Annotated in this window: 14 protein-coding genes and 1 riboswitch; of the genes, 5 read left to right on the top strand and 9 right to left on the bottom strand. The window is 48.7% G+C overall.

Features of this window, described 5'->3' with window-relative positions:
* Window positions 1–150: 150 nt before the first annotated feature.
* The gene (locus PBN151_RS02305) at window positions 151–1,599 is read right to left on the bottom strand and encodes an amino acid permease (protein WP_072727473.1); all 1,449 of its coding nucleotides are present in this window, start codon (window positions 1,597–1,599) and stop codon (window positions 151–153) included.
* Between the two features lie 110 nt (window positions 1,600–1,709).
* Window positions 1,710–1,901, bottom strand: a riboswitch (Lysine riboswitch).
* Window positions 1,902–2,211: 310 nt separating this feature from the next.
* Here PBN151_RS02305 and PBN151_RS02300 point away from each other — a divergent pair.
* Window positions 2,212–3,498: a Gfo/Idh/MocA family protein gene (locus PBN151_RS02300; protein WP_072727472.1), complete on the top strand. Its 1,287-nt coding sequence runs from the start codon at window positions 2,212–2,214 to the stop codon at window positions 3,496–3,498.
* A 31-nt stretch (window positions 3,499–3,529) separates the two neighbouring features.
* Here PBN151_RS02300 and PBN151_RS02295 read toward each other — a convergent pair whose 3' ends face one another.
* From PBN151_RS02295 to PBN151_RS02265, 7 genes are all read right to left on the bottom strand, one after another.
* On the bottom strand, window positions 3,530–3,802 hold the full coding sequence (locus tag PBN151_RS02295; protein ID WP_139170627.1) for a hypothetical protein: 273 nt from the start codon (window positions 3,800–3,802) through the stop codon (window positions 3,530–3,532).
* A 370-nt stretch (window positions 3,803–4,172) separates the two neighbouring features.
* Window positions 4,173–5,324 carry an ABC transporter permease gene (locus PBN151_RS02290; RefSeq protein WP_072727470.1) on the bottom strand — a complete coding sequence of 384 codons (1,152 nt, stop codon included), beginning with the start codon at window positions 5,322–5,324 and terminating at the stop codon, window positions 4,173–4,175.
* 57 nt (window positions 5,325–5,381) lie between these two features.
* Window positions 5,382–6,305, bottom strand: coding sequence for an ABC transporter ATP-binding protein (locus tag PBN151_RS02285; RefSeq protein WP_072727469.1), 924 nt, complete (start codon window positions 6,303–6,305; stop codon window positions 5,382–5,384).
* 20 nt (window positions 6,306–6,325) lie between these two features.
* A complete protein-coding gene (locus PBN151_RS02280) occupies window positions 6,326–7,072 on the bottom strand; it encodes an ABC transporter permease subunit (RefSeq protein ID WP_072727468.1) in 747 nt (248 codons plus the stop codon).
* Window positions 7,073–7,087: 15 nt separating this feature from the next.
* Window positions 7,088–7,789, bottom strand: coding sequence for an ABC transporter ATP-binding protein (locus PBN151_RS02275; protein WP_072727467.1), 702 nt, complete (start codon window positions 7,787–7,789; stop codon window positions 7,088–7,090).
* On the bottom strand, window positions 7,786–8,178 hold the full coding sequence (locus PBN151_RS02270; protein ID WP_065293918.1) for a GntR family transcriptional regulator: 393 nt from the start codon (window positions 8,176–8,178) through the stop codon (window positions 7,786–7,788). Before PBN151_RS02270 ends, PBN151_RS02275 begins: the two co-directional genes overlap by 4 nt.
* 299 nt (window positions 8,179–8,477) lie before the next feature.
* Window positions 8,478–9,623: a virulence factor gene (locus PBN151_RS02265; RefSeq protein WP_072727466.1), complete on the bottom strand. Its 1,146-nt coding sequence runs from the start codon at window positions 9,621–9,623 to the stop codon at window positions 8,478–8,480.
* Window positions 9,624–10,081: 458 nt separating this feature from the next.
* On the opposite strand from PBN151_RS02265, the gene PBN151_RS02260 reads away from it, so the two are divergent.
* Complete coding sequence (locus tag PBN151_RS02260; RefSeq protein ID WP_072727465.1) at window positions 10,082–11,167, top strand: MBL fold metallo-hydrolase; 1,086 nt, start codon at window positions 10,082–10,084, stop codon at window positions 11,165–11,167.
* 260 nt (window positions 11,168–11,427) lie between these two features.
* On the opposite strand, the gene rsgA is transcribed toward PBN151_RS02260, so the two are convergent.
* On the bottom strand, window positions 11,428–12,555 hold the full coding sequence (gene rsgA / locus PBN151_RS02255; protein WP_072727755.1) for a ribosome small subunit-dependent GTPase A: 1,128 nt from the start codon (window positions 12,553–12,555) through the stop codon (window positions 11,428–11,430).
* Between the two features lie 987 nt (window positions 12,556–13,542).
* Between rsgA and PBN151_RS02250 the strand changes: the two genes are divergently transcribed.
* The 3 genes from PBN151_RS02250 (at window position 13,543) to PBN151_RS02240 (ending at window position 17,728) form a co-directional block, all read left to right on the top strand.
* On the top strand, window positions 13,543–15,168 hold the full coding sequence (locus PBN151_RS02250) for an ABC-F family ATP-binding cassette domain-containing protein (protein WP_072727464.1): 1,626 nt from the start codon (window positions 13,543–13,545) through the stop codon (window positions 15,166–15,168).
* 474 nt (window positions 15,169–15,642) lie between these two features.
* On the top strand, window positions 15,643–16,329 hold the full coding sequence (locus PBN151_RS02245) for a hypothetical protein (RefSeq protein WP_072727463.1): 687 nt from the start codon (window positions 15,643–15,645) through the stop codon (window positions 16,327–16,329).
* Complete coding sequence (locus PBN151_RS02240; RefSeq protein ID WP_072727462.1) at window positions 16,313–17,728, top strand: phage baseplate assembly protein V; 1,416 nt, start codon at window positions 16,313–16,315, stop codon at window positions 17,726–17,728. Before PBN151_RS02245 ends, PBN151_RS02240 begins: the two co-directional genes overlap by 17 nt.
* Window positions 17,729–17,731: the final 3 nt, after the last annotated feature.

Raw genomic sequence — 17,731 nt, 5'->3', positions numbered from 1 at the left:
CACATCACGAATGAATCCAGAGGAATGAATACAGGAGTTCCACTACCCGGAAAAAGCGATGGAACCACGTAACAAAGGCCCTGCTTTACGCAACTAAATGCGTGAAGCAGGGCCTTATTTTATTTACTTCATAGACAATATAGAGATTGATTATTTATGATCGAACTTGCATTCTTCAAGTGGAATGACCTTCGTCCGATGCTTGAACTTGTAGCCGAACCATATGATCAGGAAGAGCGGAAGACCAATGTAGGTCATCAACAGCCCTTGCCAGTCGATCGCTTCTCCGAGGAAGGCTTGATAATTCTGGCCAAGCACGACGAACATACAGAGCACGAAGGCGAATATCGGGCCGAACGGGAAGAAGCGGGCACGATAAGGCAGCTCCTTCAGGTCATGGCCTTGCTTGTTGAATGCTCGTCGGAATCGGTAATGACTGACTGCAATGCCTAGCCAAGCAATGAATCCACACATGCCGGATGCACTCAGCAGCCACGTATAGACAATCCCATCTCCGAAAAAGCTGGCTAGGAATGCCATCATGCCGATGATGCTGGTCATAATAAGCGCATTGACCGGTACGCCGCGCTTGTTCAGCTTGCCAAGGAACTTCGGCGCCTTGCCTTCCTTCGCAAGCACCCAGAGCACGCGTGTTGAGGCGTACATGCCAGAGTTACCCGCGGACAGCACGGAGGACAAGATGACTGCATTCATAACTGAAGCGGCGAATGCGAAGCCGGCCTTTTCGAATACGAGCGTGAATGGGCTCGCATTAATATTATTAACCTCGCTCGATAGCAAGCTTGGATGTGTATATGGAATGATCATTGCGATAACGAATATCGCCAGAACATAGAAAAGCAAAATGCGCCAGAATACTTGGCGAATCGCTCGCGGTACACTCTCGCTTGGATTTTCGCTTTCGCCGGCGGCAACACCGACAAGCTCCGTACCTTGGAACGAGTACCCAGCAACCATAAATACACCAAGAATCGCAAAGAATCCGCCATGGAATGGCGCATCTCCGATATGGAAGTTCTCGAATCCGATACGTTCTCCGCCGATGATGCCGAATATCATCAATACGCCAGTAACTAGGAAGATGATGACGGTCGAGATTTTAATTATTGCGAACCAATATTCAGACTCTCCATACCCTTTAACGGAGATGAAATTCAATAAGAAGATGATGCTTAAGAACAGGAAGCTCCATATGAAAGAGTTGCTGTTCGGGAACCAATATTTAATGATAAGCGTAGCTGCGACTAACTCCGATGCGATCGTGATTGCCCAGTTGAACCAGAAGTTCCAGCCAAGCGCAAATCCGAATGCAGGATCTACAAATCGCGAAGCATATGTGCTGAATGAGCCGGAATCCGGCATGTAGGTCGCCAGCTCGCCAAGACTTGTCATTAAGAAATATACCATGATGCCGACTGCAGCATAAGCGAGAAGCGCACCTCCAGGACCAGCCTGTGCAATAGCGCCGCCGCTGGCAAGGAACAATCCAGTACCAATGGAGCCGCCAAGCGCAATCATGGTGAGATGGCGTGTCTTCAGGCTTCTGCGAAGCCCTTGCTCGTTGTGTTGCTTACTCATGTTGCTCACTCCTGTTCTAATCTTAGTATTGCCGGAAAGGAGCGGAGAACATAAAAAAACCGCTGAAGCGTATACGTTCAAACGGTTTGACCGTCCCCATCATACCCTTCCTTAAAGATAGCGCATCATGCGTAGACGGGTAATCTGCGTATGACAGTGTCGTGCCTATTCGACAGCGACCCCAGCACGCGTCCCGGAAGCGGGTTACGCGAACTTCGGCGGTTATTCCTTCCCATTCGAATCATTGGCTTCTTCCAGCCTCCGCGAATGTACTCTTAACAACCGCAACCTCTACCTCATCGTGGAATAGGATGAGGATTTGTTGCACTATGAAGATGGCCAAGCCATCATTGTTACTTATATTTGCTAAGTATAAATGAAACGAAGCGGTAAGTTCAATGTTAAAAAGTAGAAATCTGATCCATGAAGTTTGTGTACGAATTTAAACATTTGAGCTGAATCATCCAAAAATATTTTTAAAAAAGGAATTTTACTCCTTGCAAGCGGTTTCTTGCATGGTATAAGATGGATGAAAAGAGAGTGCAAGTTGGGAAACATCTATACGAAGCAAATACGAACCAATAGAGACAGACATTTAGGGAGGCATGGGAAATGAAGAAGGTTACTGTAGCATTGCTTGGAGCCGGTCAACGCGGGGAAATCTATACGGATTATGCGATTGGCCGTTCGTATGAGATGGAAGTTGTCGCTGTGGCAGATCCGAGTGCAGCCCGCCGTCAGCGTATTGCCGATAAGCACGGCATTCCTGCAGAACGCCAATTTTCCTCTTGGGAAGAATTATTCTCTCAGCCGAAGCTTGCTGACGCTGTGTTTATTTGTACACAAGATAAGATGCACTATGAACCTACGATGGCAGCGCTAGGAGCAGGCTATCATGTGATGCTGGAGAAGCCCATGTCTCCAGAGCCAGTAGAGTGTATTAAGATGGGGCAGGAAGCGAAGAAGAGAGGCCTTGTCTTCTCAATCTGTCATGTACTGCGTTACACGAATTTCTTCGCTACACTCAAGCAGATGTTGGAAGAGGGAAGAATCGGCCGCCTTATGTCCATACAGCATAATGAAAATGTTGCTTACTGGCATCAGGCGCACAGCTTCGTGCGCGGCAATTGGAGCAATTCGGCACAGTCCTCTCCAATGATTCTGCAAAAGTCCTGTCATGATATGGACATCCTGTTGTGGCTTGCTGGTGCCGAGTGTACCCATATTTCTTCCTTCGGCACATTGTCGCACTTCCGCCCAGAAGGTGCGCCGGAAGGCGCAACGAAGCGCTGTTTGGATGGGTGCCCTGTCGCTGATGAGTGCCCATACTATGCGCCGAAGTGGTATTTGACGGATGATATAGGCTGGCCGACATCGGTTATTGCGGATGATATGAGCTATGAATCTCGCCTTCAGGCCTTGAAGGTAGGCCCATATGGCCGCTGCGTATACCACTGCGACAATGATGTGGTTGACCATCAAGTGGTGAACATGGAATTCGCGAACGAGGTAACCGCGGTATTCACTATGACGGCGTTCACTTACGACTCCGGTCGTACGTTGAAGTTGATGGGAACGACTGGGGAAATTCGTGCTCACATGGAGAAGAATGAGATTGAAATCATTCATTTCAAAAATGGCTTTAGAGAGCTGCTCAGCCTGCAAGCACCAGGCGGACATGTTGGACATGGCGGCGGTGACCAAGGTCTCGTGAAGGACTTCCTGAGGCTGGTAGAAGCGGACGGTGCATTGCAAGGACGTACATCCGCTGATATATCTGTTCAAAGCCATATGATGTCATTTGCGGCGGAGAAGGCGCGCATAGAGAAGCGTACTATCTCTATTGAAGAGTTCGTCCGTGAGCAATTGGCAAGCGAAGCAGAGCCTGCAATGAACTAATTCTATTTGTAAATGTCAGAAGCTCTCCGGGTTACTCACGGAGAGCTTTTTCTAATGTAAGAGTTTCTTGTTGATGATCCCATTCTAGTCGAATACGAATAGGTTCTTGAAGTTGTTTTAACCCTTTAATCCGGTATTCGTAATGTGCGGCATAATGTGAAGAGTTAAGATCAGATATAGAATCAGAACGTTCAAAATCCGGATTTGTGAGACGGAATGATAAATCCTGTATATGCTGTTCTGGTCCATGATACTTCATATCCAGCGTAAATGATTCCGTATCTGTTGGTTGAGAAAGCTGCACGTCCCAATCCAGGCTTGCTGCCTTATAAATGGTGGTCTCTTTCGTGCATCCGACTAGTGCAGGGAGTATGCATCCGAGTAGCATAATGGAAATGAATCTTCGTCGTAGATGTATCATGACAGACCTACCTTTCATTGTTGTTAAATGAGAAGGGCAAGGGGAAGGAGTGTTATTCGAGTCAGAATATGAATGCACCTCCTATCATATGGAATATATTATACCATAATGGACAGTAATGCCGATGTATTCGAGGCAATAAAAAGGCTGACTCTGTACTCTGTACCTAACAGAATCAGCCTTTATAGGGCTGTTGTATAAGTGGAAAAGCTATTACGAGTAATTCAGGATTGTCCCGCGATTTGACCTAAACTTAACCGATCGACTGCTTCATAAAGCGTGGGTATTGTACCCATGCGAGTACAAGTGCAGCGATTCCGATACCGAGCAGAATGACTGCATTCAGCCACACATCCTGTACATGAGCGCCGTGGGAAATGATGCGCTTCAGTGCATCCTGCGCCCAATATTGAGGAAGCAATTGGCCGATCGTCTGCATGAACTTCGGCATCATTTCATGCGGGAACCACAGTCCGCCAATCATCGCACCGCCAAGCGCGATCAATTGGGTAATGGCAAGCCCTTGATTCTCGCCCTTAGCGATAAGGGAGATGAAGAGGCCAAGACCCGTTACACAGATACCAAGTGCTGCGACGACTAATGCGATAGCGAGCACATCACCGAGCTGCATGCCATAAACGAAGTGTCCGAACGCCAGCAGTACCGCGCTTTGGAAGAGAACAACGATAATATAAGGAACCCACATGCCGACTAAATAGTTGAGCGGCTTCATTGGTGTGCTGCACAGGCGCGCCGTCATCCCGCTTTCTTTGTCCCGAATGAAGCGGCGAACCATCGAGATAATAATGAAGAACACGAACATAACGGTATAACCAGGAACGACTTGACTAACCATATCAACAGGAACAACGTTCTCCATCTGCTCCTTAACTACGAATGGCGGGGTGAAGATTTGCTTCATCTCTTCGCCCTGAATTCCTTTGGCTGCAAGCTGCTCCGCAGCGCTTACCTGACGCTGCTCATCGACGATTCGTCCAAGCACGGCTTTGATTGGAGCCGTTGAGGTGTTGTCGTTCTCGTCGCGATAGAGTGTCATTTCAGCAGGGCTTTTGCCTGACTTTATGCTTGCTTCAAATCCTTGCGGAATGAGCAGGAGGGAAGATTGCTTGCCATCACGTATACTTGTAATTTGTTGATCAAGTGTGCGCTCTGTGTCTTCCTTCAGTTGAAAACCTTGCACCTTGGCTAACGATGAAACAATCGCTTTCGAAGCAGGAGACTGATCCTGATCGACATAATTTAACGTGATGCTGGAATTCCCCATATTGCCGAACACAGAGGCAAACACCACGATGAAGATGATAGGCATAAGGATGAGCCAGAAGAAGGTACCCTTTTCCTTAAGCAGCAATTGGATTTCCTTGCGTGTGAAGCTGGTAATCATTCGAATTCTCCTCCTTGAATCGTACTCTTGCGAATTCTTAGCGCTCCAAAGCGCCTATTACGCATCCCGCAGGGATGTACCGGTTAAGTTCAAGAACACCGTTTCTAATGAAGGCTGCACGATTTCGAGACGAGTAACCTTCACTTGCTGCTGCAGGCAAAGTTCAGATACGCGGTTCATCGTTGTCAGCGTATCGTCGGTATCAATAATCCAGCCCTCTTCATGGGCAGTCACTTTGCCAGGAATCGAATCGAAGGAAATTGCAGTCTGCTTATCCGTTTCGACATATACGGAATTCGTGCCATGCTGCATGAGCAGTTCATGCAGGACGCCTTGGGCAATGACCGAGCCGTGGTCGATGATGGCGAGTTCCTCGCAGAGTGTTTCGACTTCTTCCATATAGTGAGTCGAGTAGATGATGGATACCCCTTCTTGCTTCAGCTTGCGAATCATCTCGAAGATATGATTGCGCGATTGTGGGTCAATGCCGACTGTAGGTTCATCCAGCACAAGCAGTTTCGGACGGTGGAGGAGTGCAGCAGCGATGTTCACGCGGCGCATCATGCCGCCAGAGAAGGTGCCAACGGCATCCTTAGCGCGATCCAGAAGCCCGACCTGTGTTAGTACGGTTGAGATGCGTTCCTTCAACTGGCTTCCTCTTAAGCCATACATTTCTCCAAAAAACTTCAAATTATCGTACGCACTGAGCTTCTCATACAAGGTGATGCCTTGGGGGACATAGCCGATTATGTTCCGCACCTTGGCGGCTTCTTTAACGGCATCTATCCCAAATACACGTAGCGCACCACTATTCGGTTGGAGAATGCCGGAGATGATCTTCATCGTCGTCGATTTGCCAGCTCCGTTCGGGCCAAGCAGGCCGAAGCATATTCCCGGACGGACTTGGAATGAAATACTGTTCAGTGCGGTGTGATTTCCATACTTTTTATGCAAATTCGATACATCAATAGCCAATGCCATCTTCATTGAACCTCCTTGAGTTAACCCTCCACTTGTTTGTTCATCAGAACGGTTGCTGCGCTTATGAGAATTCCAGACAAGAGAATAATGCCGAGCGCAATCCACCCGAATTCATGAGACTGAACGGTAAATATCTCATTCGGATTCTGCGCAAGTTGGAGCTTGTTGATATGTGGTGATTCCAAGATCCAGAACAGGGAATTCCCCGAAAGACCGTATATGATCCACAGCATCGGCGTTAACGGCTTCAAGCGAGAACGACTGACCACTCCTGTAAGCGTACCGAAAGCTGCCATGAACGGAATGACCATCATGATTACGCCGTACCAGATCGCTGATGTCTGCATGAAGGCGGCGAGACTGTGAAAATCGAAGTTTCCTTTTAAGATTAACGCATAGGCAACGAACAGCTGGGCGCCGACCCAGAAGATAATATGCATGATAACTGCTGTACAAATGCTAGCTGCATACTTTGATAGGATAAGCGATCGCCTTGGATAAGGGAGTGTCAGCCACCATCCGGCAGTACCGTTTTTCCATTCCCGTATAACGATGCCAAATGCAATGATGAATGTAATGTACGGGAAGCCGAAGGACATAAACATGATCGAATATGGATCAAGATTGTCGGCAAATACAGCTGCAAAAATGAGTCCGATGAGGATGCCTGCTGCAACATAGAACATCCACCATTTGTTCGAGTGTTTGGCCGAGTTTCTGCGGCGGAATTCATCTTTCACTAAAAATAAAAAGGTGCTTGTATTCATCCGTATTCTCCTCTCTTAGCGGTATAGGGTGCGGTAGACGGATTCCATCGAGCCTTGTTCACTGCGCAGTTGCTCGACGTCGCCCTCCAGCACCACTTGACCGTTATCCATGAAAACCACATAGTCGAACAAGCTTTCCGCCTCGTGTATTTCATGTGTACTGATTAACACGGTCTGCTCACGTTCTGCCAAGTTATCGATGATCGCTGAAATAATGCGTTCTCGCGATATGAGATCGATACCGGAGAACGGTTCATCCAGCACGAGGAGAGGAACATTCCGTGCCATACACATGCTTAGCATAAGCCTTGCTTCTTGTCCCTTGGACATGCCCTGCACAGGCATATCGGACTGTAATTTCATGAAGGAGATGAGTTCCTCTGCCCGCTTCCGGTCGAAGCCAGGCCATAGGTGCTCTGCCCAATCCAGTGCTTGTTTGACCGAATGTTTTTCGAACCAGCGCGCCCGGTCAGGCAAATAAGCGATGTCCTTGTTCGTCTCCCAGCTTGGCTTGCGCCCGAGCACCTCAACCGTTCCTTGCTCTGGTTGAACCATGCCTGCGATCATACGGAACAAGGTGGACTTGCCTGCACCATTCGCTCCTAGAATTCCGACAACCTTACCTGTTGGGACTTCAAGAGAAAAGTCGTGGAGGGCGAGCTTCTTCCCGTAGCGTTTCGTAATATTCTCGACTCGTATCGCTGTGGACTGACTCATACTTCCTTTCCTCCCTCATGATTTAATAGGTGTTGAATATCGTCCAGTGTATATCCTATGCTGTACATTTTCGTTAAAAACTCCTGTATCGCCTCTTCCGCCAAAGAGGTTCGTATACTCACCACAGCCTCGGCGTTCGACGTAATAAACGTTCCTTGTCCTCGGCGTGTCTCTGTGAGCTGATCCCGTTCGAGCTCTTGGTAAGCGCGCATGACCGTATTCGGTGTGATTTTGAGCGATTGCGCAAGTTCCCTTACCGAAGGAATTTTCTCACCCAATGCGATTTCTCCTTTCGCGATGGAGCTTCGGATTTGATTAAGTACTTGTTCGTAGAGTGGTTTGCTTAAGTCCAACGTGAATCGCATTCCGCCAACCATCACGTCATTCAATGAGCTCCCTCCTTTGGTGTATCATTTGTATACAGTGTATTATATCACTTGATACACTTAATACAATAGGAAAAATGAAAAAAATAGAAATAAATTTATGATCTGATGATTTCTTGCGTCGAGGGCGGCTCTGATGATAGTGGGGAACGTTGAATAGACACGAAAAACACAGATGGTGTCATGCAATTTAGATAGGTGCGCATCAAATGGATAGTTCTACAAAATGAAAAAGGATCGTAAAAAAGAGCAGCGTCCCATTGCTTGCGCATGGACTGCTGCTCTTTCTATTGGTTTTCCTTTTACGATTGATCGCCTTGCCCGCGCAGACGGGCCATTTGCTGCCAGACTGTTCCGACAGCTTCTTCACCGGAACGGATGCGTTCAATTGCCATGCGTGCTTGCAAGGCAACCTCGAATTCGGGATCTTGAGCGGCGTGCTCAAGTGCTGTCAGCGCACGGTCATCGCCAGCTTCATAGAGGAAGCGGGCTGCGCGCCAGCGCACGAGCTTATTCTTATCTTGGAGAGCTTCGATCATCGGCTCGATCGCAATCGGATCACCGATATCGGATAGCGTATCTCCGGCTGTACGGCGAACACTAACGGAAGTGTCCTTGAGCGCTTCAATGAGAAGCGGCATACATTCATCGGTTTTGATTTCTCCTAAATACACGACAGCAAGGCGGCGCATCTGGCTCTGCTCATCATGAAGCGCCTTCGCAATGAGTTCCAGCCGTTCTGGCGTCGGTTCCATTCGATCCAGAGCTGCGTAACGAACACGCCAATCTGGATTATTCAGATGCTGCTTCAGTTCTTCTTCTGACCATTCCCGGCGCTCTTCAATAAATGGCTCGTCTGTGCGGCCCTTCGCGATGGCTTGCTGCACAAGGGAAGCTACACGTTCTTCGGTGTAGGCAGCCTCCAGTTCCTGCTCAACCTCGCGTGCAATGTCCGCAAGCTCTCCGTAACGAATTCCGTAGTCGCTGAGCTTGCGTTCCTTGATTAGGGTGGCGCTCGCTACTTCCGTTACTGCACGAACAAAGCGATCGGAGAGACCGACGCGCTCTTCTTGTCCATTTGCCTGCACTCGAATTTGCATCGGGATGCTGCGGAAGTATTGCACATATACCTGTGCCTCACCGAATGATGTCCAAGAAGCCAGATCCTCCTCTTGGGTGCTCTCTGCTTGCGATTGTCCGAACAGGCCGCGAACCTCATCAAGGATACGAGCCCAGTCTGCGTTCGGGAAGCGGTCTAGCGCGATAAAATCAGCGGTATGGAATACGCTCTTCACGCCCTCGATGTCGAGCAAGCTAGCGATCAGCGGGGGAGCAGAGCGTCGATTGTCTTCTGAATAGGTACGGCGAATGCCGGCAGGCAATGTTTCGTCCAAGTGGAGCTTCATGGAATTCGGACTTGGCGTCGGTTCAATTGTGATTAAGTTCATTGACATACACCTCCGTTGGCGTGTGGTTTGCTTCTATTGTATCTTATCGGAGAGTGGGGAACAATGAAGGCAACATGCTTGCAGCTGTCAGGCATTTCATTATTGCTCGGTGAAGGGGATTAGGCTGCAGTCTGCAAGGTGGTTGGATCATCTCATTTTGTGTAATACATAGTAATGAGGGATTCGACCAAAGCAGAAAAGCATGCATAGGATGGAAGGACGTCAGCAGCTGTGAATGGCGTCATTCAAATGGAAAGATATTAAGAATTGAGATAGGTGTTAAAGATGGCAGCCATCAGATGGCGCGCAGTTAGGAAGCTGAAGTCGAATTGGTGATGGAGACAAGGTTCTGGTATGCTAAAGATTAGGAGACAGTATTTGTCATTCGTCCCGTTTTGCAAGGGAGCAGGGCAGCCCTTGTCATTCGATCCGAATTTTTCGCAAATGAGGTGGTGCTTATGAAGCGCTATTACGTCAATATGGACGATGTGACAACGGTTAAAGCATGGAATCAATTTCGGCGTTGGCAAGCAGAGCGCAAAGAACGATTAAAGACGAAGGATTATTCCTATGTCGTACCAAATGTAAAGCCGGATATTGCTCGTTTGAACGCTAATCGAACAGAGACAACGATAACGTGGATCGGTCATTCGACCTTCCTGTTACAAATAGGTGGATTAAACATTGTCACAGATCCGGTATGGGCTGCAAGAATGGCGACACAAGCTAGGCTTGCTCCGCCAGGTATTCCGATTGAGGAAATGCCCCCAGTCGATGTTGTTCTCATCTCGCATTCTCATTACGATCATCTGCATATACGGTCATTACGGCGATTGGTAGGGCCGAACACGATGCTGATTGTACCTGACGGGCTGCTTAGTAAGCTTAGACGCAAAGGATTTTCCATTATACATGAACTAGCCTGGTGGGAGCATATAACCGTGGCGGATCGGGTGAAAATTACGTTTGTACCGGCACAGCACTGGACGCGTCGGACGTTGATAGATATGAATCGTTCCCATTGGGGCGGCTATGTTATTGAGCACGTTGCACAAGCGAAAAAGACATCCGGAGGTTCGGATTCAGCCGGCACGCCAACAGGCGAAGGCTCTCCAGCGAATCAATCGAGTCAGGAGACCATAGGTGAGACGATATACTTTGCGGGCGATAGCGGATATTTCCGAGGGTTTGAGCTTATCGGCCAGCGCTTTCACATTGATGTAGCCCTATTGCCGATTGGCGCATACGAGCCGGAATGGTTCATGTCGCAGCAGCATGTTACCCCAGAGGAAGCATTGCAGGCATTTGAAGATGTGAAGGCAAAAGTGATGATCCCGATGCATTATGGAGCGTTTAAGCTGGCTGACGATACACCGCGGGAGGCACTTGATCGGCTGGAAGCGGATCGGGTGAAGCGGGGAATTGCGCGCGAGCGAATTCATATTTTAGCGCACGGTGAATTGTGGAGCTATGCAGAAGCATTTGGTCAATCCATTCAACATGCTCAAGCTGCGTCACCTAAGGCACGAATGAAGTCGCAATAAGCTCCATGCGAGGCATACACAAAGATACACATGAAAAAGTAAAAGCGGAATAACGTATATAAGGGCTGTCCCAAAAAGTTAGAAACTAATGGGTCAGACTCATAAGAAATGCAAAGACGCCTCCAACTCCACGGAAGAAGTGGGGATGGAGGCGTCTTTCTTAAAGATGTCTCATACGAATGTGGGGCACCCGAATTTAATAGTAGCGTCTGGGATAGCCCCCGTTCGTGTTAGAGATATCGGATGGTATAGGCTCGCATTTATTTACGCTTGTTCGGTCGGCTGCTCAACTTCGACAGTTTTTTGTTGTTCTGTACGTGTTGCCGGGCAAGCTGCGCATTCTCCGAACGACGCATGTATGCAATTTCACGTTGGAGCTTTTGATAGCCGCGTAGTCTGCTGGAATCCAGCTCGCCTGTATGAATAGCCTCACGTACAGCACATCCAGGTTCTCGCTCATGCTTGCAGTCGCTAAATCGGCATTGCTCTGCAAGGCTTTCAATATCCTCGAAGGTATTCGACAAGCCTTCACTATCAATAGCGGTCATGCCGACTTCTCTCATGCCCGGCGTATCAATGAGCCATGCCCCGCCCTGCAGACGGAGAAGCTCGCGATGCGTCGTAGTGTGGCGGCCGCGGTCATCATCTGAGCGAGCAGCTTGTGTCAGCATTTGCTCGGTACCCGTAAGTGCATTCGCCAGCGTGGACTTGCCAACGCCAGAAGAGCCGACGAGCACGACGGTCATGCCCGGGGCAATGCGTGCGCGCAATTCGTCCATGCCTTCACCGGTCATTGCGGATACCCGGTACACGTCGACGCCAGGAACGGCTTGCATCGCTTGTGCCTCGAACAGCTCTGGGTCGTCCGCCTCATCAGCCTTTGTCAGCACAACGGCCGGCATGGCGCCGCTATCCCATGCAAGGGCGGCATATCGCTCTAAGCGACGCGGCTCGAAGTCGCGTGACATCGACGTAACGAGCAGCGCAATGTCTGCGTTCGCTGCGACGATTTGAGTGTCGCGGCGACCTCCCGCTACCTTGCGTCCGAAGGTGCTGCGGCGAGGCAGTACGCCCACAATCGTAGCTCGTCCTTCTGCTTGTCTAGGTGCCACGGCCACCCAATCGCCGACTGTCGGCCAATCACTGAGCAGTGCCATTCCGGCCCGTGCCTGTCCAGACAGCTCGGCCAGCCATTCTCCCTCCGCGCTAACGACGCGATACAGATGCTTATGTGCCAGCGCTACGCGTGCAGGAACTAGCTGGCTTGCGTATCGGCGTGCGGTAGACTCTTGAAGCTCTTGCATCCAAGACTCCCAAGTGCTTGACCACGCTTCATCGAAGCCAAGATCCTGCAAATCTTGCTCAGTACGATCCAATTGTTCTTCCATGCTCAATGTGTTGCTTTCAATTATGGTTTCTTGCACGGCGCAAGTATCTGATAATAGATGTGAATCATGCTTACCTTCATTATGGTTGCTTGAATTTTGATTATTTGTAGTCAAATCTGAATTCTCCCTTGTTATGCGGCGTGCAGCCGCTTCATAGTGAACTTGGTCTTACCTGCGCATGAACGACATTGCGGCACGGTCAAGTTCGGGAGAGACAGACGTTTCAGTCGACACTAGCGTCGTTAACAGCTTACTGGTATTTCATGAATTGTACGATGCGCTAGGCGCTGAAATGTTCCTCCCGAACGTTATATACAATGCTGTTTACCATATAACATCCCTCGCTTTCTTCTTACGGTCGATTTTGATCATTCCAGAGGCTTGCATGCTGTGTTAAGCAAGGCGGCTTTCTGGAATGGAAAAAACATACCTTATGCCGCGGTCGCACCTCTTGGAATTTCTTCGATAAGAGTTTTCTTATCACGAAGCTGTACAGGGAGCATCTCGGCTTCGAATCTTGCATTCAATCTCGAAGTCCAGTGCTCATGTAGTCCCGCCTACACTCCGCGCTTCCTTCTTCGATTTCAAGCAACCTTCTCGGTGCTGAAAATCGACTTGAGGTAGTTCAAAACGGGCGCTTTTGATCATTCCAGAGGCATGCGTGCTGAGTTAAGCAAAGCGGCTTTCTGGAATGGAAAAAAACATACCTTAGACCGCGGTCGCACCTCTTGGAATTTCTTCGATAAGAGTTTTTCTTATCACGAAGCCCTTGTGAACCACTTTAATAATGGGGTGTCTCCGTCATTCGCAAGGAATAGGGGACACCTTCATTTTGATAAAGATGGAAATATTATATACATAAAATGCCGGATTGGATATGTGTAACTCTCCAAAGATCATGGTAAAAATGTTCAATCGTCGCATTATACTGATCCTTATGCTATAATAACAGTTTGAAACCAATAATAGGCAAAGGACGGGAATGCCATGATTAGTACAACCGGCGTTACGCTCCGCTACGGGAAACGAGCGCTTTTCGAGGACGTGAACATTAAGTTTACACCAGGGAACTGCTACGGCTTGATTGGCGCGAACGGTGCGGGCAAATCGACATTTCTTAAAATATTGTCTGGTGAAGTTGAACAGACAAATGGTCAAGTAAACATTACTCCTGGAGACCGTCTATCGGTCTTGAAGCAGGATCATTATGCATATGAAGAATTCAAGGTTCTCGATACAGTAATTATGGGTCATGAGCGCTTGTATTCCATTATGAAAGAGAAGGATGCCCTCTATGCGAAGGCAGACTTCACGGAAGAAGACGGCATGCGCGCAGGCGAGCTGGAAGGCGAATTCGCTGAGCTCGACGGCTGGGAAGCTGAATCGAGCGCAGGCGAGATGCTTATCGGTCTTGGAATCACTAGAGATCTTCATGATAAGCTGATGTCTGAGCTTGACGGCAACCAGAAGGTACGCGTATTGCTTGCACAAGCATTGTTCGGCAGACCGAACATCTTGCTGCTCGATGAGCCTACCAACCACTTGGATCTCGAATCGATCAACTGGCTCGAGAGCTTCCTGATGGATTATGAAGGCACAGTTATCGTCGTATCTCACGATCGTCACTTCCTGAACAAGGTATGTACGCACATTGCAGATATCGACTTCGGAAAAATTCAGCTGTACTCAGGTAACTATGATTTCTGGTACCAGTCCAGCCAATTGGCGCAAACGATGATGCGCGATCAGAACAAGAAGAAGGAAGAGAAGATCAAGGAACTTCAAGCCTTCATTCAGCGCTTCAGCGCGAACGCGTCCAAGTCGAAGCAGGCGACTTCACGTAAGAAGATGCTCGATAAGATTACGCTCGACGACATTCGTCCATCGAACCGTAAATATCCGTTCATCAACTTCAAGCCTGAGCGTGAAGCGGGCAAGCAATTGCTGACGATCGAAGGCTTGACGAAGACAGTGGAAGGCGAAAAAGTATTCGAAAATCTACACCTTGTTGTGAATAAAGGCGACAAGATCGCACTCGTTGGTCCGAATGGATTGGCGAAGACAACGTTGATGCAAGTTCTGATGGGTGAGATTGAGCCTGATGCAGGAACATTCAGCTGGGGCGTTACGACGACACAAGCTTACTTCCCGAAAGACAACTCCGCATACTTCGATGGGGTTGAGGATACCTTGGTTGACTGGCTGCGCCAATACTCCAAGGATCAAGACGAGACATTCCTTCGCGGCTTCTTGGGCCGCATGCTCTTCTCCGGGGAAGAAGCATTGAAGAAGGCAAGCGTATTGTCCGGGGGAGAGAAGGTTCGCTGCATGCTCTCCAAGATGATGATGAGCGGCGCGAACGTGCTGTTGCTTGATGAACCGACGAACCACTTGGATCTCGAGTCCATCACAGCGCTCAACAACGGCTTGACTGACTTCGACGGCACAATGCTGTTCACGTCCCATGACCATCAGTTCATTGAGACGATTGCGAACCGCATTATCGAGATTACGCCGAATGGCATCATCGATCGTGTATGCACGTACGATGAATATCTCGAGAATGAAGAAGTGAAAGAGCTGCGCAAGAAGCTGTATCCAGAAGAGAGCTAATAGCATCTGAATAGAAGCAAGAGGTTTGAGTAGCCAAATGGCTGTTCAAACCTCTTTTTGTATGTTTAAAGGCTGTCCCATGGATTAGTTTTTTGCTTTAGCGATAAACTGCCTCTTTCTTGAAAGCAGGATAGAGCAAGGAGCGTTGGTTCGTTCCCGAATTCGATCCTTTCTACTGGATGTGCACGAATCAGGCTTGAAGTTGCCCAAATGTGCAGCACTCGTTTTCCTCGCTTTGCCCCGTTTTCCCCCTAAATATTGTTGTACCTGTACAATCAGACATCCTCTCTTATTTGCATCTTTAGAAATATTAACATCTATTTTTTCCATTTCTATCAAATCAGATTGTATTCTTGCCGTTATAATATAATAGGAAAATATATCTAAATAAGGTGGGTTGTTCCGCCTATTCTGATGCTAAAGCCTAGGACTTCAGAAAGAACTCGGAGTATAGGGATAAAGGGGGTAGGCTTGGTGCAGCATTTGGATGAAAAAATTTTGGCTATGAGAATGGAACTGGAGGAAGAACGACAGGAACGTGACGGCGAGATGAGGGAAGAAGATGGGGGAGAAGGCAGCAAAAGAGGGGGTAACGTTAAGCGAGAGTCTATCGATCTCAATCATCCGCTAATAAGCGTCAACGGACAAATGATTCCGCTAACGGATCGGACTTTGCTGGCGGGCAAGCTTCACGTAAGGATGCCGAAAACTTGGCGCCTCATGACTCAGCAGGAGGCTGCGATCAAATATCCTTCGGTATATCGTCCATTCCTAATTTATACGAACAATGAAGGTACCGTGAACTTAACGATCAACCTCACAGAAGATCCGCTTGAAGAAGAGGGGCTTGCTGTTTATACGGAGACGATGGCTCGCATGATTCGCTTGGTACAGCCTATCCGTTCCTGGATCGATGAAGGCATGATGGATTCTGATGAAGGGGAGCGCGCAGGGTACTGTGAATTCACCGCTTCCGTATTAGACGGGACGCTGTACTATTACATGATGTTCAAGGAGCTGGAAGGAAGCGCGCTACTCGTTTCTTTCTCATGCAGTGCAATGGACATGCGGAACTGGAAGCCAGTGGCCCATGCGATGATGCGGGCGATACAAACCCTCGGCAGTGAGAAAGGGGAGAAACGAAGTGAGTCTTACTTATGAGAATTTGAGCATTCATCCATACCAATTAGTCCACCTGCAGGAACTGACCCTGACGAAGCAGCTCAACGAGCATGCGCGGCTGCGCTTCACGGGGATTGTGTCCGAGGAAAAGAGCAAGCTTTATGTGGATATGACCGATACGGACACCTCTATTGAATTGAATCAAATGGATACGGACGGTGGGAGCAAACCACTGTTCCGGGGAATCGCACTTTCTATCGAAATCCAAGTCGTGCAGGGCGTTCACTATTTGGAAGTGGAGGCGATATCCCATACCTACGTCATGGATGTGAAGACCAAGACGAGATCTTTCCAGAATGTAAAGATGACGATTCCTCAACTTCTTGAACAGATAGGCAAGGAATACCCGGGACTTGACGTGATGGATGAAGCAACTGCTGGGGCTAAGCTGCAGCGAATAGCTTTGCAGTATGAGGAGACGGATTGGGCGTTTTTACGGAGAATGGCCTCTCGATACCATACCAGTCTAGTTCCGGCAGCTCAATTCCATGAACCCAAATTCTATTTCGGTATTCCAGATGGTTCAAGAGTGATTCGGTTGGAGCAAATGAATTATACCGTTAGCAAGCGAATGGCGCCGTTCCGATATTTCGTAGAAAATGAAGCCGCGTCTGTCGGAGAAAACGATTTTATTACCTATGACATCGAAACGGATGAGGTATTCGACTTAGGCAGTCATATTCAATTTCAAGGAGAAAGTCTCTTTGTGCGTGAAGCGCAGACGACGATGCAAGGCGGCATGCTGAAGCATCGGTATGTGCTCTGCTCTCACAAAGGATTGCGGCAGAGGGAGTATAGCCATGAGCGCTTGATCGGTGCATCCATTCGCGGAAAAGTGATTGATGTGGCAGGGGACAAGGTGAAAGTTCACTTTGAATGTGATCATGAGCAAAAGAAAGAGGAAGCGCGCTGGTTCCGATATTCGACCGCTTATTCGGCGGAAGGCAGCACCGGATGGTACGTCATGCCGGAGATAGGCGATCCAGTAGCCGTTTATTTCCCTGGAAAGAAGGAAGAGGAGGGCATCGCTGGCGGTGCGGTACGCCAGAATGCTGAACCGAGCGGACGCAATAAGCTAAGCAATCCCGATGTGAAAATATTCCGTACACCATCCGGCAAAGAAATCAGGCTTGCTCCGGATGAAATCGTCATTACCGGGAAGGATGGCGCCATTTATATTCAACTGAACGATGATGAGGGCATTCACATTGCCAGCAGCAAAGGAGTCAGCATCACTGCGGATGGGGATATCTCCATGAATGCCGGACGCAAGATGGTGTTGTCTGCAGGCAGTGAAATGAATATGAGCTGCAAGGGCAGCCAGCTTCATTTGGGACGTCAGGCGCGCTTAACGGGCAGCAAAGTGAAGTCGAACTAAGCA

Source organism: Paenibacillus sp. NAIST15-1, assembly GCF_001894745.1.
In the GTDB taxonomy this organism is placed as follows: domain Bacteria; phylum Bacillota; class Bacilli; order Paenibacillales; family Paenibacillaceae; genus Paenibacillus_B; species Paenibacillus_B suaedae.
Note: the sequence above shows the minus strand (reverse complement) of the source record. Positions and strands in the feature narration are given on the sequence as shown.